At 70.5% G+C, this 24467-nt stretch carries 20 protein-coding genes; 7 read left to right on the forward strand and 13 right to left on the reverse strand.

Features of this window, described 5'->3' with window-relative positions:
* Positions 1-57: 57 nt before the first annotated feature.
* The 4 genes from FXO19_RS14515 to FXO19_RS14530 all read right to left on the reverse strand — a co-directional run bounded on the left by FXO19_RS14515 (position 58) and on the right by FXO19_RS14530 (position 5213).
* Complete coding sequence (locus FXO19_RS14515) at positions 58-2166, reverse strand: prolyl oligopeptidase family serine peptidase (protein ID WP_149195829.1); 2109 nt, start codon at positions 2164-2166, stop codon at positions 58-60.
* A gap of 507 nt (positions 2167-2673) precedes the next feature.
* Positions 2674-3003, reverse strand: coding sequence for a hypothetical protein (locus FXO19_RS14520; protein WP_255516449.1), 330 nt, complete (start codon positions 3001-3003; stop codon positions 2674-2676).
* Positions 3004-3348: 345 nt separating this feature from the next.
* Positions 3349-4242: a patatin-like phospholipase family protein gene (locus tag FXO19_RS14525; protein ID WP_149195830.1), complete on the reverse strand. Its 894-nt coding sequence runs from the start codon at positions 4240-4242 to the stop codon at positions 3349-3351.
* On the reverse strand, positions 4242-5213 hold the full coding sequence (locus FXO19_RS14530) for a helix-turn-helix transcriptional regulator (protein ID WP_149195831.1): 972 nt from the start codon (positions 5211-5213) through the stop codon (positions 4242-4244). The genes FXO19_RS14525 and FXO19_RS14530 overlap by 1 nt, the downstream gene beginning before the upstream one ends.
* 393 nt (positions 5214-5606) lie before the next feature.
* On the opposite strand from FXO19_RS14530, the gene FXO19_RS14535 reads away from it, so the two are divergent.
* The 5 genes from FXO19_RS14535 to FXO19_RS14560 all read left to right on the forward strand — a co-directional run bounded on the left by FXO19_RS14535 (position 5607) and on the right by FXO19_RS14560 (position 13573).
* The gene (locus FXO19_RS14535; RefSeq protein ID WP_149195832.1) at positions 5607-6260 is read left to right on the forward strand and encodes a hypothetical protein; all 654 of its coding nucleotides are present in this window, start codon (positions 5607-5609) and stop codon (positions 6258-6260) included.
* 184 nt (positions 6261-6444) lie between these two features.
* Positions 6445-9618 carry a molybdopterin oxidoreductase family protein gene (locus FXO19_RS14540; RefSeq protein ID WP_149195833.1) on the forward strand — a complete coding sequence of 1058 codons (3174 nt, stop codon included), beginning with the start codon at positions 6445-6447 and terminating at the stop codon, positions 9616-9618.
* The gene (locus FXO19_RS14545; protein WP_149195834.1) at positions 9615-11378 is read left to right on the forward strand and encodes an SLC13 family permease; all 1764 of its coding nucleotides are present in this window, start codon (positions 9615-9617) and stop codon (positions 11376-11378) included. Before FXO19_RS14540 ends, FXO19_RS14545 begins: the two co-directional genes overlap by 4 nt.
* 16 nt (positions 11379-11394) lie before the next feature.
* On the forward strand, positions 11395-12264 hold the full coding sequence (locus tag FXO19_RS19635) for a 4Fe-4S dicluster domain-containing protein (protein ID WP_305067723.1): 870 nt from the start codon (positions 11395-11397) through the stop codon (positions 12262-12264).
* A 349-nt stretch (positions 12265-12613) separates the two neighbouring features.
* Positions 12614-13573 (forward strand): dimethyl sulfoxide reductase anchor subunit family protein, encoded by a 960-nt coding sequence (locus FXO19_RS14560; protein ID WP_149195835.1) that lies wholly within the window; start codon positions 12614-12616, stop codon positions 13571-13573.
* Here the strand turns inward: FXO19_RS14560 and FXO19_RS14565 are convergent.
* Positions 13567-13857: a hypothetical protein gene (locus FXO19_RS14565; RefSeq protein WP_149195836.1), complete on the reverse strand. Its 291-nt coding sequence runs from the start codon at positions 13855-13857 to the stop codon at positions 13567-13569. The genes FXO19_RS14560 and FXO19_RS14565 overlap by 7 nt on opposite strands.
* A gap of 78 nt (positions 13858-13935) precedes the next feature.
* Between FXO19_RS14565 and FXO19_RS14570 the strand changes: the two genes are divergently transcribed.
* Entirely contained in the window at positions 13936-14736 is an 801-nt protein-coding gene (locus FXO19_RS14570) for a DUF481 domain-containing protein (protein WP_149195837.1), read from the forward strand.
* A 263-nt stretch (positions 14737-14999) separates the two neighbouring features.
* Here the strand turns inward: FXO19_RS14570 and hemC are convergent, their stop codons facing one another.
* The 7 genes from hemC to FXO19_RS14605 all read right to left on the reverse strand — a co-directional run bounded on the left by hemC (position 15000) and on the right by FXO19_RS14605 (position 23149).
* Positions 15000-15908 (reverse strand): hydroxymethylbilane synthase, encoded by a 909-nt coding sequence (hemC, locus tag FXO19_RS14575; protein WP_149195838.1) that lies wholly within the window; start codon positions 15906-15908, stop codon positions 15000-15002.
* 345 nt (positions 15909-16253) lie between these two features.
* Positions 16254-16982, reverse strand: a complete 729-nt coding sequence (locus FXO19_RS14580) for a LytR/AlgR family response regulator transcription factor (protein WP_149195839.1) — start codon at positions 16980-16982, stop codon at positions 16254-16256.
* Positions 16983-17009: 27 nt separating this feature from the next.
* Positions 17010-17987, reverse strand: coding sequence for a sensor histidine kinase (locus FXO19_RS14585; protein WP_149195901.1), 978 nt, complete (start codon positions 17985-17987; stop codon positions 17010-17012).
* A gap of 69 nt (positions 17988-18056) precedes the next feature.
* Positions 18057-18722 (reverse strand): alpha/beta hydrolase, encoded by a 666-nt coding sequence (locus tag FXO19_RS14590; RefSeq protein ID WP_149195902.1) that lies wholly within the window; start codon positions 18720-18722, stop codon positions 18057-18059.
* 64 nt (positions 18723-18786) lie between these two features.
* The gene (gene mdoH, locus FXO19_RS14595) at positions 18787-20670 is read right to left on the reverse strand and encodes a glucans biosynthesis glucosyltransferase MdoH (protein WP_149195840.1); all 1884 of its coding nucleotides are present in this window, start codon (positions 20668-20670) and stop codon (positions 18787-18789) included.
* Complete coding sequence (locus FXO19_RS14600; RefSeq protein WP_223115518.1) at positions 20658-22181, reverse strand: OpgD/OpgG family glucan biosynthesis protein; 1524 nt, start codon at positions 22179-22181, stop codon at positions 20658-20660. The genes mdoH and FXO19_RS14600 overlap by 13 nt, the downstream gene beginning before the upstream one ends.
* Before the next feature lie 365 nt (positions 22182-22546).
* Positions 22547-23149 (reverse strand): hypothetical protein, encoded by a 603-nt coding sequence (locus tag FXO19_RS14605; RefSeq protein ID WP_149195842.1) that lies wholly within the window; start codon positions 23147-23149, stop codon positions 22547-22549.
* A gap of 417 nt (positions 23150-23566) precedes the next feature.
* On the opposite strand from FXO19_RS14605, the gene FXO19_RS14610 reads away from it, so the two are divergent.
* Complete coding sequence (locus FXO19_RS14610; protein WP_149195843.1) at positions 23567-23998, forward strand: hypothetical protein; 432 nt, start codon at positions 23567-23569, stop codon at positions 23996-23998.
* A 208-nt stretch (positions 23999-24206) separates the two neighbouring features.
* On the opposite strand, the gene FXO19_RS19310 is transcribed toward FXO19_RS14610, so the two are convergent.
* Positions 24207-24344: a hypothetical protein gene (locus FXO19_RS19310; RefSeq protein ID WP_187775802.1), complete on the reverse strand. Its 138-nt coding sequence runs from the start codon at positions 24342-24344 to the stop codon at positions 24207-24209.
* Positions 24345-24467: the final 123 nt, after the last annotated feature.

Raw genomic sequence — 24467 nt, forward strand, 5'->3', positions numbered from 1 at the left:
TGCAACGGATCGGGACATCCGCGCCCCGCCGGCATGCGCCGGGGAGCGCGACAAGGGTCAGTCCTGCAGTTGCTGCCACAGGAAGGTGAAGTACAGCGCGTCCATGTGCGCGGCCTGCCGGTTGCTGGCCGAGCCGCCGTGGCCGCCCTCGATGTTCTCGTAGTAGCGCACGTCCTTTCCGGCCTCGGACATCCGCGCCATCATCTTGCGTGCGTGGCCGGGATGGACGCGGTCGTCGCGGGTCGAGGTGAGCAGCAGGGTCGGCGGATAGTCGCGATCGGCCTCGAACAGGTGGTACGGCGAAAACGTGCGGATGAATGCCCACTCCTCCGGAAGGTCGGGGTTGCCGTATTCGGCCATCCACGAGGCACCGGCCAGCAGCTTGTGGTAGCGCTGCATGTCCAGCAGCGGCACCTGGATCACCACCGCGCCGAACAGCTCGGGGTACTGGGTGAGCATGTTGCCGGTGAGCAGGCCGCCGTTGCTGCCGCCGCGGATGCCCAGGTGCGCGGGCGAGGTGATGCGGCGCTCGATCAAGTCGCGCGCCACCGCAGCGAAGTCCTCGTAGGCCTTGTGGCGGTTGGCCTTAAGCGCGGCCTGGTGCCAGCGCGGGCCGTACTCGCCGCCGCCGCGGATGTTGGCCACGGCGTAGGTGCCGCCCTTCTCCAGCCAGCCCTTGCCGATGCCGCCGGAATAGCCGGGCGTGAGCGAGATCTCGAAGCCGCCGTAGCCGTACAGCAGGGTCGGGTTGCGGCCGTTGGCTTCCAGGTCCTTCGGCCGCACCAGGAAGTACGGGACGCGGGTGCCGTCCTTCGAAGTCGCGAACTGCTGCTCGATGACATGCCCGGAGGCGTCGAAGAACGCCGGCATCGCCTTGAGCTGTTCCGGCTGTTCGCCGATCTCGGCCAGCGACAGGGTGCTCGGGGTGAGGTAGTCGGTGACGGTGAGCCACACCGCGTCGGATTCGACGTCGTCGACCGCCCTGACCGCCACGGCACCGATCTCCGGCGCGCCCGCGAACGCGCTGCGGTCCCAGCCGTCGGCGCCCGGCGTCAGCACGAAGAGCCGGTTCTTGACGTCGTCGAGCACGTTGAGCACGGCGTGGTGGCGGGTCCAGGTGACGCCGGCCAGCGAGGTGGTTTCGCTGGGCTCGAACAGCACCTCGAACGCGCGCCCGCCGGCCATGAAGTCGTCGAGTCGCGCCGCCAGCAGTGAACCGGCCGGGTACTCACACCCGCCGACGTCCCACGACTCGCGCAGCTCGAGTGTGAGCCATTCGCGATGCAGACCCTTGTTGGCGGAGTTCGGCGCGTCGATCTTCGCCAGCGTGCCGTCGGCACCGCGCAGGTACAGCTCGTCGTTGTAGAAGGCGATGGTGCGGCTGACCAGGTCGCGCTCGAAGCCGGGGGTGAGATCGCGGAAGGCGGCGATGTACATGTCCTCCGGCTCGCCCTCGTACACCAGCTCGGCCTGCGCCAGCGGCGTGCCGCGGCGCCAGCGCTTGGCGATGCGCGGGTAGCCGGACCCGGTGAGGCTGCCTTCGCCGAAGTCGGTGTAGACGTACACCGTGTCGCGATCGATCCACTGCAACCCGCCCTTGGCCTCGGGGCGGAAGAAGCCGTCCTCGACCCACTCCTTCGCCGCCAGGTCGAACTCGCGGGTGACGTCGGCATCGGCGCCGCCGCGCGAGAGCGCGATCAGGCAGCGCGTGTAGTCCGGGCGCAGGCAGTCGGCGCCGTGCCAGACCCAGTTCTCGCCCTCGGCGGCGTTGAGCGCGTCGAGGTCGAGCAGCACTTCCCACTGCGGCTTCGGCTTGCGGTATTCGTCCAGTGTGGTGCGGCGCCAGATGCCGCGCTCGTGGTCCTTGTCCTTCCAGAAGTTGTAGTAGAACTCCCCCCGCTTCTCGACCTCGGGGATGCGCTCGTCGGAGTCGTAGATCGCCAGCAGCTCGGCCTCGAGCGCCTTGAAGGCGGGGGTGTCCGCCAATTCGGCTTCCGCCCTGGCGTTCTGCTCGCGCACCCAGGCCAGCGCCTTGTCGCCTTCGACCTCTTCGAGCCATTGGTACGGGTCGGACATCTCGGCCTCCATGGTCTGGGCGGCGGCGGCACCGGCGGCCAGGCCGAGGGCGACGCCGGCGGCGAGGCAGAAGGACGGCAGTTTCGACATTCGGAGGCTCCGCGAACGGTTTCGACTGAAACCGGGAACGCTAGCACAGCCGCCGGCCCGCGCCGCCGTGCCGATCGTCGTGCCGCTCACCTTCGGCTGGAAGATCGCGTCCGACGACCCGAAGACGCCGGACGCCCATGTACGTGCCCCTTTGGCGGTCTCGGCGGTCGCTCCCCATGCCCGCCGATGTAGGAGGGGCTTCAGCCCCGACCCCGGGAAACGAGCGGAGCGCGCAACAACCCACAGACAGCGTCCGGTCCCGGCACCGCATGCGCCCTGGTGCCTCACCGCGGCCCTCGGCAGGTCGGGGCTGAAGCCCCTCCTACAGAGGTCGGCGGAACGCGTGTCGAGACAGCCCGGGAGCACCGGACGATCGCCTGTTGGCGCCTGCCGGACGCGGGGCCGCGCTTGGCTGACGCCCGCACCCGTTCGGTGCGATCCGCCGTCTCCCCGCGCGCCGTGCGAGCGGGGATTCCGTGGACGAAGTGTCCGAGTGGGCCGTGTGGCTCAGGCGGCGCGGGGCAGCCGCGGGCGCGGCACGGCGACCCGGCGGCGGGCCTGCGGCGCCGAAGGCCGCCACCGCCGCAGCCCCGGCGACGAGGAGGAAGCCGGGCTGCGGCGGTGCGACAGGGTCACCAGGTAACGGGCAGCCAGCGCCGCCAGGCTGGCCAGCGGCATGCCGAGCAGCCACAGCGGCGCCGCGCCCAGCGCGAAGGCACCGGCGCGCAGCGGCGGCAGCGACAGCAGTGCGATGGCGCCGAGGAACAGCGCGCCGCCGAGCACGGCGGCCAGCAGGGTCGGGGCGGACGGGGACGGCGGCATCGGTGCGGTGTGCATGGCTGCGCTCCTGGAGTCGATGCGCGCAGCCTGCCGGTGCCCGGTCGCAACGACTGCGACTTGCGGCCGGAGGACGGCGGCGGCGTTCCCGAAGGTCCATGGCGGGCGACTGCCCGCGTGCCGGGGCATACGCTTTCCATGCCGTTGCCCTTGTAGGAGGGGCTTCAGCCCCGACCGCGTTCGGATGCTAGGAAATACGTCTGCCGTTGTTTTCCTTCGCAACGCGCGGCGGCGCACTCATCGTGGTCGCCGCCGATGGGTCTGCCTGGCGCGGTCGGGGCTGAAGCCCCTCCTACAGAAGCGGGCGGAGGAAGTGAATGTCGAGACAGCCCAGGCGCCGACGGTTCAGTACCCCGCGGCGTCGAGCGCGCGGGTGGCCTCGTGGCGGCCGATGGCGATCAGCTCCTTCGCGCGCCAGAACTCATAGAACTGGCAGGCGTCGCGCGGGATGCGGATCACCAGTTCCGGCGGGTCCAGCGCCAGCTGCACGCGCGAGATCTGCGCCTGCATGGTGTCGAGCGCGCGCGACATGACTTCCACCAGGCCCATGTCGCGGGCATCGCGGCCGCGGCGCCAGAAGGGGCGATGGCCGGCGCCGGCATCGACCGCGTCGGCATGATCCTGCACCGGCGAGCCGTTCGCGGCCGGTTCGCCCGGCGGCCGCCGCGGCCAGCCGTGCATGTCGACGGCGATCAGGCGATGGGCGTCGGACAGGCGCGTGGCGGCGATCGGCAGCGGCGCCAGCAGGCCGCCGTCGACCAGTTCACGGCCATGCACCTCGTGCGCGAGGAACAGGCCGGGAATCGCGAACGAGGCGCGCAGCGCGTCCCACAGCGGACCGGTCTGCAGCCAGACCTCGCGCTGGCGCTGCAGGTCCACCGCGACGGCGGTGAAGCGCACCGGCAAGTCCTCGATCAGCGGATCGCCGACCACCTCGCGCATCGCGTTCACCAGGCGGTCACCGCGCAGCATTCCGGAACGCCCGAACACCGGGTCGAGCAGGCGCAGGAAATCGCGCCGCGACATCGCCTGCAGCCGGGCGTCGAACTCGCGCAGTCTGCCCGCCGCGTGGATGCCGCCGACCAGCGCGCCGCTGGAGGCGCCGGAGATCGTCACGATCTCGAAGCCGCGCTCCTCCAGCACCTCGATCACGCCGATCTGCGCCAGCCCGCGCGCGCCGCCCGCGCCCAGCGCCAGCGCGACCTTCTCGCGGGCGGGCGCGGGCCCGGCGGCGGGCATCAGTCGCGTTCGTAGTTGGACAGCGCCAGGGCGAGCAGCGAACGCGCCTGCTCGCGCAGCGACGGCGGCTCGACGATGGTGGCGTCGGCGCCGTAATGCAGCACGTCCATCAGCAGTTCGCGCGCGGCGCTGTAGGGCACCTTCAGCTCGTAGCTGCCGTCCGGCAGGTAGCGCCCCTGCTGCTGCGAATGCCAGTGTTCGTCCGCCACCCAGCGCGCGGCGCGGGCGTTGAACAGGATCGTCGCCCAGCCCTTGGGCTCGCCGGAAAAGATGCCGTAGCTGCCGGCCAGGTGGCGGTCCAGCTCGGCCTCGTCGATGTCGCGGGCGGCGGCGTCGAGCATGCGCGCGCCGCTGATGCGATCGACGGAAAAGCTGCGCAGACCGTCGCGATCGTGATCCCAGGCATCCAGGTACCAGTTGCCGCGATAATGCGTGACCCGCTGCGGCGAGACCGTGCGCCGGGTGCGCTCGTCGGTGGAGCGCGCGCGGTACTCGAAGCTCAGCTGCTTGCGCTCGAGCACCGCCGAGCAGACGAAACGAAACGCCTGCTCGTCCATCTTGCGCGAATGGTGGGGGATCACCCGCACCCGCTCGACCGGCCACTGCTTGCCGGCGGCGTGCTCGTCGAGCAGCTTCTCGATGCGCTGCTGCAACGGCGCCAGCGCGTTCGACAACACCCCGCCGCCGCTGCGCGACAGCAGCTGCTGCGCGGCCAGCAGCGCGTGCAGCTCGTCCGAACTCAGCCACAGCCCGGGCAGTTCGAAGCGGCCGCCTTCGTCGGCGTCGTAGCGGAAGCCGGCCTCGCCGTCCCCGACGATCGGCGCCATCAGCGCGTCGCGCAGGAAGGCCAGGTCGCGGTAGACGGTGGCGCGCGAGCAGCCGAGCTCGTCCTGCAGCCGCGCCACCGTGACCGGATAGCGCGCGTGCTTGAGCGTGCGGTGCAGCGAGAGAATGCGTTCGTAGCGGTCCATGGGCCCGATTATGGGGGCAAGTCGGGCCGCGGGGCAGCGGCGCGGACGTCCTCCCCCGGGGCCGGCCGCCGGGCCGGAGGCGACGGTTGCAGCGGATAACCGCCGTTTCATGCGCCTTGCCGGACCCGCGGCGCAGGCGCCGGAGCGCTTCCGGATGCGCCTGCGGCCCTCGCCCGCCGCCGTGGTAGAGCGCATCGGCCGGCTGGTCGGCGGCCGGGACTACACGACCGATCCCTGCCCGCAGATCCACCGCAACCTGGTCGGCCTGGGCCCGGCGGCGATGGCGCGCTGCTGCAGGAGGAATTGCGCCGGCTGCGGCAGCTGTACGGTGAGTTGGCCTTTGCGCACGCCGGAATCCGTATGCCAGGTATCCGGACGACCATGGAGGTTCACATGTCAGCACGCGCATCCACCGCAGTCATCGCCTTGTCCACGCTCCTGCTGGGCGCCTGCGACGCGAAGCCGCCGGCGGCCGGCACCGCGGCCGATCCGGTCGTGGCATCCGCGACATTCGCGGAAAGGGTGGCCGGCGCGGCCGCGGCGGCCAATCCGCTGTCCGATCCACGCGCGGACGTGATGGCCGCAATCGAACGGATGCAGGCGGCGGCCAGTTATGCGGTGGACATCGAGACCGCGGCCGGCAACCTGATGCTCGAGCACGTCGCCCCGGACCGTTTCCGCATGACCATGCCCAACGGCATCACCCAGACCATCCTCGGCGACCGCATGTACATGCAGATGCAGGGCCAGAGCACGCAGGTGCCGCTGCAGGCGGGCATGCTCGAGAAATTCCGCGACCGCGGGCGGATCGCCGCCGGACAGCAGGGCACCACTATCGAGCCGCTGGGCGCCGACAGCGTCGCCGGCAAGCCTGCACGCAAGTACCGCATGGTCCACGAGGATCCGGACAATCCCCCGGCGATCCTGTGGATCGGCAGCGACGGCTATCCATTGCAGATGCAGGTCGTCGCGGACGCGCAGGCCACCACCACGGCCCGCTATTCGCGCTTCAACGACGCGTCGATCCGCATCGAAGCGCCGGAATAGACGATCACTGTGGGCCAAGGCCCACCCCATACCCCGCATAGGGTGGGCCTTGCCCACCAAAAGGGTCGAACTCCTGACAGCTTCCCGGCCGAGCCGGGGTTTGCTTCAAAGAATCACGGGGTTTTCCGCAACAGGCGCGGCGCGCCGCTCGCCGCTCCCCCGGCGCACGGGCACAATAGCCGCCATGCCTGCGCCCGCACCGAACGAGCCGGTCCTGGATCTCTCCCCCTCGCCGGGCGACGAGGTCAGGACCACCACCTGCTACATGTGCGCCTGCCGCTGTGGCATCAAGGTGTGGACGACGGACGGCAAGATCCGCTACATCCAGGGCAATCCCGCGCATCCGGTGAACCAGGGCGTGCTGTGCGCCAAGGGTGCGGCGGGCATCATGCAGCACTACTCGCCGGCACGGCTGTCCCGGCCGCTGCTGCGGTTGGGCGAGCGCGGCAGCGGCGAGTTCCGCGAGATCGAATGGGACGAGGCGCTGCAGATCGCGACCGGCTGGCTGAAGCCGATCCGCGAACGCAATCCGGACGAACTCGCCTTCTTCACCGGCCGCGACCAGTCGCAGGCGCTGACCGGCTGGTGGGCGCAGCAGTTCGGCACCATCAACTATGCGGCGCACGGTGGTTTCTGCTCGGTCAACATGGCCGCCGGCGGGCTGTACACGCTGGGCGGCAGCTTCTGGGAATTCGGCGAGCCGGACTGGGCGCACACCCGATACCTGATGCTGTGGGGCGTGGCCGAGGACCACGACTCCAACCCGCTCAAGCTCGGGCTCGGCAGGCTCAAGGAGCGTGGCGCCAAGATCGTCGCGATCAACCCGGTGCGCAGCGGCTACGGCGCGATCGCCGACGAGTGGATCGGCATCCGCCCCGGGACCGACGGGCTGTTCGCGTTCGCGCTGATCCACGAACTGCTGCGCAACGACCACGTTGACCTCGACTACCTGGTGCGCTACGCCGATGCGCACTGGCTGGTGATCCGCGATCCGGGTGCGGCCGACGACGGGCTGTTCGCGCGCGACGGCGAAGGGCGGCCGCTGTGCGCGGCGCGTGTCGACAATCCCGCCACCTCTGAGGACCACTCCTTCTCCCGCGCAGAAGATGAAGCCCTCTCCCCCGCAAGCGGGGGAGAGGGTTGGGTGAGGGGGCAGGCGGAGCGGCAGAAGGCGACCGCTGGCGTACCCGGCCAAGAGCCCCCCTCACCCCAACCCTCTCCCCCGCGAGCGGGGGAGAGGGAGCAACTGCACTGGCGGCTGGTGGAAGCCGATGCCATCGACATCTCTCCGCTCGTGGTCGGCGAATACACGCTTGCCGACGGCCGCGCCGCGGTGCCGGTGTTCCAGCTGGTCGCCGAGCGCTATCTCGATCCGCAGTATTCGCCCGATGCGGTGAGCGAGCGCTGCGGCATTCCCGCCGCGACCATCCGCCGCATCGCGCGCGAACTGGCGACGGCCGCGTTCGAGCACCCGGTGCGGCTGCCGGTCGCCTGGACCGACGCCTGGGGCCGCGAGCACGACGAGATGGTCGGCCGGCCGGTGGCGATGCACGCGATGCGCGGCATCAGCGCGCACAGCAACGGGTTCCACACCTGCCGCGCGCTGCACGTATTGCAGCTGCTGCTGGGCGCGGTGGACACGCCCGGCTCGTTCCGCTTCCAGCCGCCGTACCCGAAGCCGGTGCCGCCGCCGAACCGTCCCGGCAAGACCCGCCGCGACGATGGCAGCCTCGATGCGCCGCCGCTCGGGTTCGTGCACGCGCCCGAGGACCTGCTGGTCGACGCGCGCGGAGAACCGCGGCGCATCGACCACGCGTTCTCGTGGAACTATCCGCTGTCGGCGCACGGCATGCTGCATACGGTGATCCGCAACGCCCATGCCGGCGATCCGTACCCGATCGACACGCTGATGCTGTTCATGGCCAACATGAGCTGGAACTCGGCCATGAACACCGGCGAGACCATGCAATGGCTCACCGACAAGGGCGACGACGGCGAATACCGGATCCCGCACATCATCTATTCCGACGCCTACGCCAGCGAGATGGTCGCCTACGCCGACCTGGTGCTGCCCGACACCACGTACCTGGAACGCTTCGACGCGATCTCGCTGCTGGACCGGCCGATCTCCGACGCCGACGGCGCCGCCGACGCGATCCGGCACCCGGTGTTCGAGCCCGCCACCCAGGCCGGCGCCGACGGCCGGCCGCGCGATGTGCGCGGCTTCCAGTCGGTACTGCTCGACCTGGGCGCGCGGCTCGGCCTGCCGGGCATGATCGACGCCGACGGCACGCCGAACTACCGCGACTACGCCGACTACATCGTCCGTCACGAGCGTGCGCCCGGGGTCGGGCTGCTGGCCGGCTGGCGCGGTGACGGCACGCATCACGGCAAGGGCGCACCCAATCCCGACCAGCTGCAGCGCTACATCGACAACGGCGGCTACTGGCGCGAGGAGATCCCGGAACACGCGCGCTACTTCAAGATGGCCAACCGCGGCTATCTGCAATGGGCGCAGGGCAAGGGCTTTCTCGGCGCCGGCGATGCCATCGCGCTGCAGCTGTATGCCGAGCCCCTGCAGCGCTTCCGCCTGGCCGCGCAGGGGCACGGCGCGCACGTGCCGCCGCCGCAACATCGCCAGCGGGTGGAGACGTACTTCGATCCGCTGCCGCTGTGGTACGAGCCTTTCGAGGGCGCGCAGCTCGGCACGGCGCGGGCCTCTCCGGAGCGTCATCACCGCGCAGGCGGTGATCCAGCGACTTCATGCTCGAGGGACGAAAAGGCACTGGGCCCCCGCCTGCGCGGGGGCGACGAGGATCCTTACCCCCTGCACGCCATCACCCAGCGGCCGATGTTCATGTATCACGCCTGGGGGTCGCAGAACGCCTGGCTGCGGCAGATCGCCGCCCGCAACTGGCTGTACCTGCATCCGGACACCGGGGCGAAATACGGGATCGGGGACGAAGACTGGGTCGAGGTGATCTCGCACCACGGCAGCATCACCGTGCAGGCGAAGTTCGCCGGCAACGTGCAGCCGGACACGGTGTGGAGCTGGAACGCGATCGGCAAGCGCCGCGGCGCGTGGAAACTGGCGAAGGACGCGCCGGAGGGCGAGCGCGGCTTCCTGCTCAACCACCTGATTTCCGACCGTACCCCGCGCGGCGACTACGCCAACGCCGACCCGGTCACCGGCCAGGCGGCCTGGTTCGACCTGCGGGTGAACCTGCGCCCGGTCACCGCCGTCGACGACTGCACGCAGCCGCAGTTCGCGCCACTGCCGGGCGCCGTCGATGACGACCGCCCACTGCGCTATGGTGCGCCGCTACGCCGACGGAACCGCGGGGAACGCGCGCGATGACCATGGATGCCTGGCTGACCTTCGCCGTGATCGCCGGCGCGGTCTATCTGTTCGTCAGCGAGAAGCTGCCGGTGGAGGTGGTGGCGCTGCTGGTGCTGGCGAGCCTGCTGGCGCTGCGGCTGGTGTCCACCGACCAGGCGTTGTCCGGTTTCAGCAGCCCGGCCACGATCACGGTGGCGGCGATGTTCGTGCTCAGCGCCGGGCTGCAACGCGGCGGCTCGTTGCAGCGGCTCGGTGCGCTGCTGGCACGGATCCGCTGGGGATGGCTGTTCGCGCTGGCGATGATGCTGCTGACGGCGGTGATCTCCGGTTTCATCAACAACACCGCGGCGGTGGCGGTGTTCCTGCCGCTGGTGATCGCGGCGACGGTGGCCAACCGGCAACCGCCGTCGAAATACCTGATCGCGCTGTCCTATGCCGGCCAGTTCGGCGGCGTGTGCACGCTGATCGGCACCTCCACCAACCTGCTGGTCGATTCGCTGGCGCGGCAGTCGGGCGAGACCGGCTTCACCCTGTTCGAGTTCGCGCCGATGGGGGTGATCTTCGTCGCCGTCGGCGTCACCTACATGATGGTGGCGCGGCGTTTCCTGCTGCCCGACCTCGGCGTTCCGGAGCAGGCCGACAGCGGCCACGCCGGACGCTACGTGGTGGAACTGCTGGCGACCGAGCGCTCGTCCGCGATCGGCAAGCGCGGCGGCGAGATGTTGCCCGACGACGCCGGTGACGTGGTGGTGCTCGAGATCTTCCGCGGCCGGCAGCCGGTGCCGTCGCCACGCAGCGAGGAGGTGCGCGCCGGCGATCGCCTGCTGCTGCGCGGCGAGTGGCGCGACATCGAGCAGGCGCGCAAGAAGCTCAAGCTCGACTACGACCAAGTCAGCCGCGAACTCGACGGCGATGCCGAGGACGGGCGCCTGCACGCCGAAGCCATGGTGGCGCCCGGCTCGCACCTGATCGGCCAGACCCTGGCAGCGGTCCGCTTCGGCCACACCTATCGCGTGCGGGTGCAGGGCCTGCACCGGCACCGGCTGGCGATCCGGCAGCCGCTCGACCGGGTACCGCTGGCGGTTGGCGACGTGCTGCTGCTGGACGCACCGGAGAAGTCGCTGGAAGCGATGCGTTCCGATCCCGGACTGCTGGTGCTGGGCGAGCGCGAGCAGGATCGCTCATCGATCGGCCGCGCGCTGCTGGCGATCGCGGTGATGGCGGCGGTGGTGACCGTCGCCGGGCTCGGCTGGCTGCCGATCGTGGGCTCGGCGATCCTGGGTTGCATCGCGCTGGTGGTGCTGCAGATCCTCAAGCCCGAGGACGCCTATCGCGCGATCGACTGGCGCGTGGTCATCCTGCTGGCCGGCGTGTTGCCGATGGGGATCGCGCTGCAGAATTCCGGCGCCGCCGGCTGGATCGCGGAACATGCGGTGACCGTGGTCGGCGGCTTCGGCCCGGTGGCCACGCTGATGGCGATCTACGTGCTGACCTCGGTGCTGACCGAGGCGATGAGCAACAACGCGTCGGCGGCGCTGGTGGTGCCGATCGCGATCGCCACCGCCGATGCGCTGGGCCTGGACAGCAAGCCGTTCCTGGTCGCGGTGGCGTTCGCGGCCTCGACCAGCTTTCTCACGCCGATCGGCTACCAGACCAACACCATGGTCTATACCGCCGGCGGCTACCGCTTCACCGATTTCGTCAAGGTCGGCCTGCCGCTGAACGTGATCTTCCTGGTCATGGCGGGGCTGCTGATCCCGCGCTACTTCCCGTTTTGATCGAGATGTCCCGCCCGTGACCGCACTGCCGCCGCCATCGAAGAAGAAGATGGGCCTGGTGATCGACCTGGACACCTGCGTCGGCTGCCATGCCTGCGCGACCAGCTGCAAGGAATGGAACGCCGGCGGCATCGCCGGCCCGCTGGTCGACGAGCAACCGTACGGCAAGGCGCCGTCCGGGGTGTGGCTCAACCGCGTGCACAGCTACGAGGTCGCGGCGAGCGGACCGGCGGAGGCTGGAGACACGACTTCGGGAACACCTGAGGGAGCGCCGGGAGTCGCGACTGCGGGCGATGCCGGTCGCGACTTCCATCGCGCCCACAAGGCGGGCGGACACTGCGCCGACAACGGTGGCGACGACGCGCAGCCGGCGATGACCCTGCACTTCCCGCGCAGCTGCCTGCACTGCGAGACCCCGGCCTGCGTGACCGTGTGCCCGACCGGGGCCAGCTACAAGCGCGCCGAGGACGGCATCGTGCTGGTCGACGAGGACAAGTGCATCGGCTGCAAGCTCTGCAGCTGGGCCTGCCCCTACGGCGCGCGCGAATACTCCGAGGTCGACGGGGTGATGAAGAAATGCACCCTGTGCGTGGACCGCATCTACAACGAGCAGCTCGACGAGAGCGAGCGGGTGCCGGCCTGCGTGCAGGCCTGCCCCACCCGTGCGCGCCATTTCGGCGATCTCGGTGATCCGGATTCGGACGTGTCGAAGCTGGTGGCCGAACGCGGCGGCGTGGCGCTGATGCCGGAGCTCGGCTACGCCCCGGTCAACCGCTACCTGCCGCCGCGCCCGCGTCGCGGCAGCGACGATGCGGCGGCACCCCGCGAATCGTCGGCCGCAGCGAAGACGCCGCTGCACTGGTTGAACCGCATTCTCAAACGTTGACGGGCGGGAGGAATCGAGCGCCTCCCGCCATTCCGATCCGCATCTTCGTCCGCCCACACCGTCGTCCGCCTCGCACCGTCATCCGCCCCCGCACCGCCGTCCGCCCCGCACGGTCGTCCGCCCCGCACCGTCATCCCGGCGAAGGCCGGGATCCAGGCCGGCGACTCATTACGGATGGCGGCGAGGTCTGGATTCCGGCCTGCGCCGGAATGACGACCTCAAAGTTCTGCCGTTGCCGTACCGTTGCCGTTGCCGCTGCCGATTCCCCATTCCCGATTCCCGGCCCAATCAGGTCCGCTGCCACGTCCCTGTACGATGTCGCGCGGAATCGTCTGCCAGGGAACCATCGATGCATCCCGCCCTCTCGGTGATCTTCTTCACCACCCTGTCCGGCGCCGGCTACGGCCTGCTGGCGTGGCTCGGTCTGTCGGTGCTGCTGTTGCATGCACGCGCCGACGTGATGCCGATGCTGGAAGCATTGCACTGGTGGTCGCTGCTGCTCGGCCTGGTGCTGAGCACGGTCGGCCTGCTCAGCTCGCTGGCGCACTTGGGCAAGCCGCAGCGGGCCTGGCGGGCGCTGTCGCAGTGGCGCACCTCCTGGCTGTCGCGCGAAGGCATGCTGGCGATGGCCACCGTCGTTCCGGCGCTGGCATTGGCGGCGCTGCTGCTATGGGTCGAGCCCGGCCCGGAACGCGCGCTCGCACTCGGGTTGTGCGGCTTGCTTCTGGCGACGCTGTCGCTGGCGACGGTGGCATGCACGGCGATGATCTACGCCTCGCTGCCGCCGATCCCGGCCTGGCACCATCCCCTGGTGGTCCCGGTCTATCTGCTGTTCGCGCTGCTGACCGGGCTGGCACTGCTGTTCTGGCTGATGGCACTGCTGCTGCCGGCGGGTACCGCCGCGACCGCGATGACGGCCACGTTGACCGCACTCGGTGCGCTGCTGCTGGCGAGCAAATGGCTGTACTGGCGCGCGATCGACCGGCAGCCGTCGCCGGCGACGCGCGGCGACGCCGTCGGCCTGCCGGGACGCACGGTCGCGGTCTTCGAGCGACCGCATACCGAGGCCAACTTCATCACCCGCGAGATGGCCTTCACGGTGGCGCGGCGGCACGCGGGAAGGCTGCGTTGGCTGGTCGCGGTATTGCTGGTCGCGGCGCCCGGGCTGGCCTGGCTGCTGGCGCTCTCGAGCTCGACGCCGGCGGCGCCGCTGTTGGCCGCGTCCGCCCTCGCGCTGCTGGCAGGCGCGTTCGTCGAACGCTGGCTGTTCTTCGCCCAGGCGCGGCATCTGGTCACGCTCTACTATTGAGCGGTCATCGGCGCGCAGACGCACGGGCGCCGGGCGACTTGGGAACCGGCGCCGATGACGGCATAATGGAATCGTTTCCACGCGGCCGTTCCGCGAGAACCCACGATGCTCGCGACCCGACGGTCTGCCGGATCCGTTCCCGTATTCATGCAGCCAAGCCCACGGACGCCGGCACTTTGCAGAATGCCGCGATGCATGCCCTGTGATGCCTTGGCCCGCCGCCGAATCGAGCGATCCACGCCGCCGGTGTCGCCAGCTTCGATGCGCGGCAGCGATCGCTTCACCCGCCGTCTTCGTCGCCTGAACATGCCCGTCTCATCTGCAAATCCCGCGCTTCACGCCTAGCACTAGGAACCAGTTGAATGACCGACTCCCGCCACCTGCTGGCCCCGCTCGCCCTCCTCGCTCTCGCGCTGTCGTCCGGCCCGCTGCGCGCCCAGACGCCACCGCCGGCCTACGAGGAAGACGCGCAGATCTGGAACCTGACCGGCGAACTCGGCCTGGCCATGAGCCGCGGCAACCGCCGCTCCGAGAACCTCAACAGCAAGCTGCTGTTCTCGCAGGAGGACGTGCGCAGCAAGCACCGGCTGACATTGTCGGCGTTACGTGCCAAGAGCGACGTCACCGGCGATTTCGACGGCGACGGCATTGCCGAGACCCGCTACACCACCAGCGCCAACCGCTACCAGATCGGCGGCACCACCGCGATCAAGGTCAACGAGATGCACAACTGGTTCGGCGCGGCGCGCTACGAGCGCGACGACTTCTCGCTCTATGACTACCAGGGCACATTCTCGTTCGGCTACGGGCACCACTTCCTGAAGAACGACCGCACCAAGCTGCTGACCGAGATCGGCCCCGGCTACCGCCGTGCGCGCCACGCCGAGAGCGGCGAGATCCGCAGCGACTTCATCGTGCGCGGGCTGCTCGATTTCGAGCGCCGGCTGACCGAAAACACCCGCTTGACTAATACACTGCTGATCGAGTCCGGCAACGAAAACACCTTCGCCCAGAACGATCTCGGCGTCGCGGTGTCGATGAACGAATCGCTGGCATTGAAGGCCGCGCTGCAGGCCCGCCACAACACCGAGGTCGAAGATCAGGTCGGGATCAAGAACACCGACACCCTGACCACGATCAACCTGGTCTACACCTTCAGGTAGGGCCTGTTAACGCTTCCCGAGCAGGTTGCGCCGGGCCTGAGGGTGTGCGGGGCAAGGAAGAACGAAGGCGCGTATGTCGATACGCAACTGAGTGATGACGCCGCACCGCGCGGCCTCAGGCCCGGCCCTTCGGGTTGCGCCGCAGTGGCCGCCATGCGGCGCCGCGCGGCTTGACCTTGCAGTCAGCAAGGCGCGGCGCCGCGCAACACCACCTGGCGGCCACTGCGGCGCAACGCGACCTGCTCGGGAAGCGTTAACAGGCCCTAGGCCAACAGGCGGTCGGCGCCGGCGGCGAGCAGGTCGCGGGCGACGCGTTCGCCGAGCTGTTCGCGCGCGTCGGCGGTATCGCTGCCGCAGGCGCGCACCAGTTGCCCGTCGGCGGCGCTGCCGACCAGTCCGTGCAGGGTGATCCGCTCCCCTTCCAGCAGGGCCAGCGCCGCCACCGGCACGTGGCAGCTACCCTCGAGGGCCCGGTTCATTGCGCGCTCGGCCTCCACGCACAGGCGCGTGTCGCGGTCGTCGAGCACGGCGAGCAGGGCGGCGACGCCGGCATCGTCGTCCCGGCATTCGACCGCGATCGCGCCCTGCGCCGGTGCCGGCAGCCAGTCCGGCGCGTCCAGCCGCATGCGGATGCGCCGCTCCAGGCCGAGCCGCTGCAGCCCGGCACAGGCGAGCACGATGGCGTCGTAGTCGCCGGCATCGAGTTTCGTCAGGCGGGTGTTGACGTTGCCGCGTACGTCCAGCGGCTGCACATCGGGGCGCAGCGCGCGCAACTGCGCTTGCCGCCGCAGCGATGAAGTGCCCACGCGCGCGCCCGGCGGCAGCGCCATCGGCGTGGCATGGGCGGCGCTGACGAAGGCGTCGGCGGAGTCGGCACGCGCCAGGATCGCCGGCAACGCGAAACCCGGCTCCAGCGCCATCGGCACGTCCTTGAGCGAGTGCACCGCGCAATCGACTTCGCCGCGCTGCATGGCCGATTCCAACTCCTTGAGGAACAGGCCCTTGCCGCCGATCGCCGCCAGCGACCGGTCCAGCACCTCGTCACCGCGCGTGCTCATCGGCACCAGTTCGACCTCGAGGCCGGGATGCGCCTCACGCAGGCGCGCGGCGACGTGTTCGCTCTGCCACAGGGCGAGCGGGCTCTTGCGGGTGGCGATGCGGAGGGTCTTCATCGACCCATTATCGCCGGTCGGGGCGCGAGCCGCGGCGGGCTGGCGTGAACGCCGGGCTCGAATGGAGGGTCGTCGACCATCGACCGTCAACCGAGTCGCAGGTCGTGGCTCGTAGCCGTGGTCCGTGGGTCCGTGGGTCCGTGGGTCCGTGGTCCGTGGTCCGTGGTCCGTGCCGCAAGCATGCGGCTTTTGCCGTCATCCCGGCGCAGGCCGGGATCTAGGCCCGCCGCCGTCCGGACGAGTCGCCTGCCTGGATCCCGGCTTGCGCCGGGATGACGATCTCGAAGTTCTGCCGCTGCCGGAGCCCGATTCCCGATTCCCGATTCCCGATCCCCGGCCGATCGCTCACAGTCGCTGGATCACCTCGCGCACCTGCGCCACGCAACGGCGGCTGACTTCCAGCGGCTGCTGCACGTGCCGCAGCATCGCGTGCACGTGGCCGTCGTGGTCGCGGCGGACCTCCACCAGTTCGTGCCGCGCGACCAGGCAGTTGCGGTGGATGCGCATGAAGCGCTCGCCGAACTCCTGCTCGAGCGATTTCAGCGATTCCTCGATCAGGTCCTCGCCGCGCGCGTGGTGCACCACCACGTACTTTTCCTCGGCCTGCAGGTAATACACCTCCTCGACCGGGATCAGCCGCAGGCTGCCGCGCAGGCGTGCGCACAGGTGGGTACGGCTCCGGTGCAGGCTGGCGCCGCCGTCATGGTCGCGGCCAATGGTGAAGGTGCGCGCACGCTCGAGCGCCGCATGCAGCCGCTCCGGCCGCACCGGCTTGACCAGATAGTCGACGGCGGCGGCCTCGAACGCCGACAGCGCGTGCGCGTCGTAGGCGGTGCAGAACACCACCGCCGGGCGCGGCTCGAACGCGGCCAGGTGGCGCGCGGTCTCCAGGCCGTCGATGCCGGGCATGGCGATGTCGAGCAAGATCAGGTCGGCGTCGTGCTCGGCGCAGGCATGCAGCGCGGCGTGGCCGTCGCCGACCTCGGCCACCAGCTCCACGCCCGGCTGCTGCGCCAGCAGCGTGCGCAACCGCTCCCGGGCCAGCGGCTCGTCGTCGGCGATCACGACCTTCACGTCAGGCGCCCTCCCGCGCTTCGCGTCTCAGTCGAGCGGCAGCTCGATCTCGCAGGCATAGTAGCCGTCGCGCCAGTCGCAGGCCATTCGCGCGCGCGCGCCAAAGGCATAGCTGAGGCGGTGGGCGATGCTGCGCTGGGCGTGGCCGGCGCCCTGCTGCGGCATCTGCGCCGGCGCCGACGGCGGCAGCGACGGGTTGCGCACCCGCAGGTACAGGGTGTCCGGGGTCGCCACGAGCTCGATCGCGATGCAGCCGCCCCGCGGCAGCCGCGAGATGCCGTGCAGCACGGCGTTCTCCAGCAGCGGCTGCAGCACCAGCCGCGGCATCGGCAGCGTCCACGGCAACGGCTCGGTCCTGCGCCACTGCACCTGCAGGCGCTCGCCCACGCGCAGCTGCTCGATGGCGAGGTACTGCTCGGCCAGCCGCACTTCCTCGGCCAGCGACGAATCGCCCTCGCCGGCGCCGAGCGCGGCGCGGAACAGGTCGGACAGGTCGAGCACGGCGCGCTCGGCCACGGCCGGATCGCGCCGCAGCAGGCCGGCGATCATGTTCATGCTGTTGAACAGGAAATGCGGGCGGATTCGCGCCTGCAGCGCGTCGGCCTGGGCGCGGGCGCTGGCGTTGACCTGCGCCCGCCAGCCGTCGATCACGTAGAAGTAGCGCAGCGCGAGCGCGGTGATCAGCGCCACCACCGCGCACGAGCCGCCGACGAAGCGCCAGAATCCGGGCCAGGCCTCGGCCTCGCCGACGCTGGCGAACAGGGCATGCACCACCGCCGCCGCGACCGCCGCCACCAGGGTCGACAGCGCCACCGCCGCCAGCGCGCCGAGGCGCCGCGGCAGCGCCGACAACGTGCGCCGCGACACGCACAGCAGCACCGAGGCCGCCAGCGCCAGCCACAGCGCATAGCCGCTGGCCGACAGCAGCCGTGGCAGATTCCAACCCGGCGCGCCGTCCGGTACCAGCGCCACCACCACCACCACCAACTGCGCCAGGCCGAGCATCGCCGCCAGCCGCGGCAGCCGGCACAGATCCGGCAGCCACGGTTCGCGGTTGCGCGGATCGCTCACCGCTCAGTGGCCCGCCAGCCTCGCCGACAGCCAGGCACCGAGATCGCGGATCTCCTCGGCACAGACCGAATGCGGCATCGGATAGGCATGCCATTCGACGTCGAAACCGCGCCGGCGCAGCAGCGCTGCACTATGCGCACCGGCCGCATGCGGCACCACCGGATCCTGGGTGCCGTGGGCCATGAACACCGGTTGCCGCGTCGCCGCGTCCGGCGGCACGGCCGCGGCCGCCTGCGCGCCGGGAAGATAGGTCGACAGGCCGATCAGCCCCGCCAGCGGCGCACTCCGGCGCAAGCCCGCGGCCAGCGTGATCGCGCCGCCCTGCGAGAAGCCGGCGAGGAAGATCCGCTCCGCCGGGACGCCGCGCTCGACCTCGCGCGCAATCAACGCCTCCACCTGCGCCACCGATTCGTCCACGCCCTGCTCGTCGGCGCGGTTGGCGAGATCGGCGTCGCGGATGTCGTACCAGGCACGCATGCGCATGCCGTTGTTGATCGTCACCGCGCGCACCGGCGCATGCGGGAACACGAAGCGCAGCGGCGGCCAGTCGCGACGGACCAGTTCCGGCACGATCGGCACGAAATCGTGGCCGTCGGCGCCGAGGCCGTGCAGCCAGAGCACGCTCCAGCGCGGATCGGGGGCGGTGTCGCGTTCGAGCGTTTCGAGCATGGCGAGTACGGCATCGGGAGCGATCCGCATTATGCACGGCGTGCGTTCCGTGCCCCCGCCATGGTCACGCTGGTTCGAGCACGGCAGGCGGCGCCGTACGCAGGGTGTTCGCGCGCAGCAGCAGCGGCGGCGGCGCCAGCTCCTCCGGCGTGCACAGCAGGCGCCAGCGCCGCAGGCGCTGTCCGACCGCGCGCGAGGACGTGAGCATCACGATCGGAATCGACAGCCCGAGCCCGACGATCACCGGCGACATCCACGCCGCCAGACCGGGCGATACCGCGTACGCGATCACCCCGGACACCACGCCCATCAGGGTGGCGCCACCGTAGCTGCGCAGCAGTCCGGAGAGCGGCTGGCTGCCATCGTCGCGGCGCTGCGGATCCCAGCCCGAATCCTTGCCCGCCAGGACGCCGGCCACGCCGCGCGATTGCACGTACATCGTCACCGGCGCCATCAGCGCGGCGAGCACGATCTCCAGCAGCACGCCGACCGCCGCCCGCAGCGCACCGCCGCAGCCGCGCCGCGTCGCCGGATCGGCCATGCTCGCCACGTAGCCCAGGAGCTTCGGCGCCAGCAGCATCGACATCGTCAGCACGAACACCCACAGGAAGCGGTCCGCGTCCTGCGCCAGCCAATAGGCGGCCACCGAATAGCCGTCGCCGCTGTCGTCGAATTCCTGCCGCAGCGGGATAGCGATGCCGACCAGCATCAGCATCGCCCACAGCGGCGCGGTCAGGTAATGGCCGATGCCGATCAGCAGATGCCAGCGGTTGACCCAGTGCAGCCCGCGCGCCGGCAGCACCGCGGCGTGCTGCAGGTTGCCCTGGCACCAGCGGCGGTCGCGCACCAGCATGTCGGTCAGCGACGGCGGCCCTTCCTCGTAGCTGCCGGGCAGGCCCGGCACCATGTGCAGCGCCCAGCCGCCGCGGCGCAGCAGCGCCGCCTCGACGAAATCGTGGCTGAGCACGTGGCCGGCGAACGGCGCGAGGCCGCGCAGCGGCGGCAACCCGGCATGGGCGGCGAACGCCGCGGTGCGGATGATCGCGTTGTGGCCCCAGTAGTTGCTTTCAGCGCCGTGCCACCAGGCCACGCCGTAGGCCATCACCTGCCCAAACATGCGCCCGGCGAACTGCTGCGTGCGCGCGAACAGGGTATTGCCGTTGACGATCAGCGGCAGGGTCTGGATCAGCGCGACGTCCGGGTGCCGTTCCATCGCGGCCGCCAGCCGCACCAGGGTGTCGCCGGTCATCAGGCTGTCGGCGTCCAGGATCACGAACTGCGGCCAGGCACCGCCCCAGCGCCGTACCCACTCGGCGATGTTGCCGGCCTTGCGCTCGCGGTTGTCCTCGCGCAGCCGATACCAGATCCGCGCGCCTTCGCCCAGGCGCGCGCGCAGCGCCGCGAACGCGCGCGCCTCGGCGGCCTGGACCTCCGGCCGCCGGCTGTCGCTGAGCACGAAGAAGTCGAACTTCTCCGCGTGCCCGGTCTGCACCAGCGACTCGTACATCGCCTGCAGCCCGGCCATCAGCCGCGCCGGATCCTCGTGGTAGGTCGGCAGCAGCAATGCGGTAGACGATGCGGGCGCCGGCAGCGGCGCCTGCGGCGACAGTCCCAACCGCCCCGGCCGTCGCTGCAGCATCACCACGAATCCGGCCAGGGTGCCGACGAAGGTCTGCACGATCCAGGCGAACAGCGCCACGAAGATCACCAGCAGCAGTGCTTCGAGCAGGTCGATCCCGTCGGCCCGCAGCAGCCACCAGATCTGATAGGTGGCGACGAAGGTCAGCAATGCGGCGATGCCGATCACCGCGCCGCGGCGCCAGCGCATGGCCGGCGGCGCGCTCGGCAGGTGCCGTGGCGCGACGCGGCCGTCGCGCAGCGACTGCACCGGCATCGGCAGCGGCGCTTCCGGCGGCAGCGGGGCGGGCACCGGACTCATGCCGTCCATCGGTACAGCCAGGTCTCCGACAGCGGCCGAGACCGCTCGCCGAGGACCAGCCGCAGCTCGATCGCGGCGGCGTCGCCGGGCACCAGTTCGAAGCTGGAACGCCAGCCGCCGGTGTGCGGATTGCGGTAGGCCACCGCATTGCGCAGCTCGCCGGCCGAAGCGCTGGCCTGCAGCGGCGGATCGGCATCGTCGGCCAGTCGCGCCAGCGACTCGCCCTGCCAGTCGATCACGAACAGGCGCGCGCCGTCGGCGGTCCTGCCGGCTCGGGTGGCGACGACCGTTGCCAGCGCCGGTTTCCACTCGTGGCGATCGCACCAGTGCAGGCGGTAGCGCCAGCGCGACTCGCGGCCGGCGGCCAACGGCGCGCGCGGACGCCAGAAGGCGACGATGTTGTCGTGGTACTCGTCGGCGGTCGGAATCTCCACCAGGTGCACCTCGCCCTCGCCCCAGTCGTCGAGCGGCTCGACCCACAGGCTCGGCCGGTTCTCGTAGGCGGCCTCGGCGTCAAGGAAATCGGCAGCCGCGCGCTTGCGCTGCATCAGCCCGAAGCCGCGCGGATCGCGCTCCTGGAAGCCGCTGTGCTGCAGCGTCACCGGGTTGGCCAACGGCCGCCACACCTGCTCGCCGGCGCCGGTCAGCAGCGCTAGGCCATCGGAGTCGTGCACCGCCGGGCGCCAGTCGTCGACGCCGGCGCGGTCGCCGGCGTCGAAGTGGAACATGCTGGTCAGCGGCGCGATGCCGGCGTGGGCGAGCGTGCGGCGCGGGAACAGCCGCGCGTCGACATCGAACACCGTTTCCGCACCCGGTACGATGCAGAAGCGGAACGCGCCAGCCACCGATGGGCTGTCGAGCAGCGCGTGCACCACGATGTGATCGGCATCCGCGTCCGGCTGCTCGAGCCAGAATGCGCGGAACGCCGGGAATTCCTCCGGCTCCGGCTCGCCGGTCCCCAGCGCCAGTCCCCGCGCCGAAAGCCCGTAGCCGAGCCCGCGCGGCAGCGCGCGGAAGTAGCTGGCGCCAAGGAACACGCACAGTTCGTCGAAGCGCGCGGGATCGTTCAGCGGCGCGTGCAGGCGGAAGCCGGCGAAGCCGATGTCACCCAGTTCGGGGACCGGCTGCGGCGCGTAATCGAACAGGTCGGTGGTGAACGCGAACGGCCGCGAACGGCGCCCTTGCACGACATGGATCGCCACTCGCTCCTTGAACAGGAAGCCGCGGTGGAAGAACTGCGCCTGGAACGGCAGGCCTTCCTCGCGCCACAGCGCGCGGGCCGCCTTGTAGCGGAAGTCGCGGTACTGGTCGTAGCCGATCGCATCGAGCGCCGCGGGCAGGTCCGCCGCCGGCGCCCGGTAGGGCGCGGCCGCCAACCGGCGCGCCAGCGCGGGCACGGTACCGTCGTCGAACGCTGTCGCCGCGCCGGGATCGGCAGCCGATTGCGCGAACGCGCGCGCTGCTGGTCCGAACGCCAGCGGCCCCAAAAGCGCGGCGGACAGCAGTTGTCGTCGCTTCACACGGAAATCCTCGAATCCTCGACTGCGCATGATCGGGATTGGCCTGTGATTTTTCCGCTAAGCCGATGCAGCGGGCGGCGGCCGCCGACAAGCGGCCGGCCATGGCCGGCCGCCGATCCCGAACGCCGCGGGGCGGGCAATGGCACGCCCTGTCGCGATGCCATGGTGGGCACGCTCGATCCACAGTATGGGAGCGACCCACGCGTGTGGGAGCGACGCCGGGCAGCGCCGGGGATGCGCAGCGGCGGTCGCAGCCGGGCCGGGCGGCAGCAGGTTGGCGCTCCGCTTCCCCGCTTGTGAAAGCGACAACAGCGCCGTGTTCCGACGACGCCGTCCGATGTCCTAGATATGCAGCGACGCCGGACTCAGGGCCCGCACTGCCAGCGCCCCTCGAAGGTGCGGCTCGCACCATCGGCGCGCTGGTAGGTCAGCGTCGCCGGGCGCGGCGGCGATTCGCCGCCGCCGATCGCGGCACCGGTCTCGACGATGTGGATCGTCTTGCCTTGGCCGGTGAACGTGGGACTCCGGGTCATGCCATCGAAGCCGCCAGGCGCGCGAATGGGCTCCACGTAGCCCGAGACCTTCACGACGCCCTGCGCCGGATCGTCCGACGCGACCACGCCCGTGGCGTACAGGATCGGCTGCGCGTCCCCGGTGGAGAAACTGCACGCGAGTTCGCCCCCCAGGTCTGCGCCCGCCACATCGCTTTCGGTCAGTGCATCGAGCTGGATCTTCGATCCATCACCGCCGACCGTGCCATCCGCAGCGGCAGGCGCAGGTGCGGCCGCTTCCTGCGTGGCGTCACTCACGGCCGCCGGCGCCGGGGCGGACGCCGGTGCTTCGGTGGCGGCCTGCGTCTCTTCATCGGCAGGCGCGCATGCCGCCAGCAAACCGCCCGAGACCAGGGCGATGGCGACCGCTTTCGCGATGGATCCGGGTTCGAGAGCGAAAAACTTCCTGGCGAACATGGAGGACCTCGTGCGTTGCGACCGCCTCACGACATCGGCGGCCCGGGACACCGATGATGGCGGCGGGCGGCGTCGAGTTCCGTGAAGCGGCCTGCATCGGCCACCCGACCGCATCGCCCTGCACGGCGGACCGCACCGGCGTTACCACGGGCAGGGTGGTGCGCATCGGCCGTCCCCGGGCGGGCCTGCCACAACTCCAGCGGCCCGCGCGGGTCGCCGCCGCCACACTCGAGCCGCAGGCGGGCGAGACCGGATCGCAGCGCCTGGCCCTGCTCGCCGCACGCGGGGCCGCAACCCGGCGGATATGCAGGCGCGATCGCAAGTGGTAATTTTGAGATTGAGACCCGGCCTGGTAGCGAGATCGCAATGCATAACTCCAGAAGGAATTGGACAGGGGTGCTCCTCGTGGCGTGTTTCATGGTCGCCCCGGCCGCCTTCGCCCAGGACCATACGCAATCCGCAGCGGACATCCTCCAGCAGCAACGGGATATCAGGCAGGACATCCTGACCGAGAAGCGCGGATGGGATGCCATCGACGCATCGAAGCGGAATGCAGTGATCGCGCGGCAGGACAAGGTATTCGAGCGCCTGGCCGATGTCGGGACGTTGGAGGAGTTGAACCCGACCGAGATCACCGAGCTGTCCAACGACCTCGAATGGATCCATTCCATCGCGATGGACGCGGAAAACGAGCGACTCGTATGCACGCGCGAGAAAAAGACGGGAACGAACCGCGTGCAGCGAGTCTGCCGCACGGCGGGGCAGGTTGCGCGGGAACAGGCACAGGCCAGCGAAGGATGGCACCGGCTGCAGTCGCATAATCCGGCTCCTCGCTCGGATAAGCCGTAGACCCGCCACGCGCCACGGGCTCTGCATCGACGACCATACGGCTGGTGCCCGAGCGCAAGACACCCGACGGGCGCTACCTGATCGCTCCTTTGGCGTCATTTTTCCGCCCCTCGCCAGCGCCTCGGTCGCGGCGTGGGCGATGCAGAATCGGCCCGAACTCTTGCCCGCGCCGTTCACTCCGCCAGGACCTAGAGCACCGGGCGAGTCGTCAATGACTGGCCCCGGCCTTGACCTTGCCGCCCAGCTTCGCAGGACCGCGCATCACGCTGCGCAGGCGGGTGCCCGCATCGGCCTCCTGCAACAACGCCAGGCGCGCGTCGAAGCGCTGGCGCAAGGTGTCCAGCATCGCGTCATCCCGGGTACTGGCCTCGCACAGGGCACGCACGACGTCGGTGTACTCCTCGGCTACTGCCGAAGTCGTAACGCGCGTGCCGTCGGATTCACCCTCGACCCAAGGCCGGATTTCAGT

This window comes from Luteimonas suaedae, assembly GCF_008312895.1.
GTDB classification, from domain to species: Bacteria; Pseudomonadota; Gammaproteobacteria; order Xanthomonadales; family Xanthomonadaceae; genus Luteimonas; species Luteimonas suaedae.

Excerpts from the sequence above, each read along its gene's own strand:
- FXO19_RS14515 (WP_149195829.1), bottom strand. The coding sequence starts at position 2,166 with ATGTCGAAACTGCCGTCCTTCTGCCTCGCCGCCGGCGTCGCCCTCGGC.
- FXO19_RS14520 (WP_255516449.1), bottom strand. The coding sequence starts at position 3,003 with ATGCACACCGCACCGATGCCGCCGTCCCCGTCCGCCCCGACCCTGCTG.
- FXO19_RS14525 (WP_149195830.1), bottom strand. The coding sequence starts at position 4,242 with ATGCCCGCCGCCGGGCCCGCGCCCGCCCGCGAGAAGGTCGCGCTGGCG.
- FXO19_RS14530 (WP_149195831.1), bottom strand. The coding sequence starts at position 5,213 with ATGGACCGCTACGAACGCATTCTCTCGCTGCACCGCACGCTCAAGCAC.
- FXO19_RS14535 (WP_149195832.1), top strand. The coding sequence starts at position 5,607 with ATGTCAGCACGCGCATCCACCGCAGTCATCGCCTTGTCCACGCTCCTG.
- FXO19_RS14540 (WP_149195833.1), top strand. The coding sequence starts at position 6,445 with ATGCCTGCGCCCGCACCGAACGAGCCGGTCCTGGATCTCTCCCCCTCG.
- FXO19_RS14545 (WP_149195834.1), top strand. The coding sequence starts at position 9,615 with ATGACCATGGATGCCTGGCTGACCTTCGCCGTGATCGCCGGCGCGGTC.
- FXO19_RS14560 (WP_149195835.1), top strand. The coding sequence starts at position 12,614 with ATGCATCCCGCCCTCTCGGTGATCTTCTTCACCACCCTGTCCGGCGCC.
- FXO19_RS14570 (WP_149195837.1), top strand. The coding sequence starts at position 13,936 with ATGACCGACTCCCGCCACCTGCTGGCCCCGCTCGCCCTCCTCGCTCTC.
- hemC (WP_149195838.1), bottom strand. The coding sequence starts at position 15,908 with ATGAAGACCCTCCGCATCGCCACCCGCAAGAGCCCGCTCGCCCTGTGG.
- FXO19_RS14585 (WP_149195901.1), bottom strand. The coding sequence starts at position 17,987 with ATGCTCGGCCTGGCGCAGTTGGTGGTGGTGGTGGTGGCGCTGGTACCG.
- FXO19_RS14590 (WP_149195902.1), bottom strand. The coding sequence starts at position 18,722 with ATGCTCGAAACGCTCGAACGCGACACCGCCCCCGATCCGCGCTGGAGC.
- mdoH (WP_149195840.1), bottom strand. The coding sequence starts at position 20,670 with ATGGACGGCATGAGTCCGGTGCCCGCCCCGCTGCCGCCGGAAGCGCCG.
- FXO19_RS14605 (WP_149195842.1), bottom strand. The coding sequence starts at position 23,149 with ATGTTCGCCAGGAAGTTTTTCGCTCTCGAACCCGGATCCATCGCGAAA.
- FXO19_RS14610 (WP_149195843.1), top strand. The coding sequence starts at position 23,567 with ATGGTCGCCCCGGCCGCCTTCGCCCAGGACCATACGCAATCCGCAGCG.
- FXO19_RS19310 (WP_187775802.1), bottom strand. The coding sequence starts at position 24,344 with ATGCTGGACACCTTGCGCCAGCGCTTCGACGCGCGCCTGGCGTTGTTG.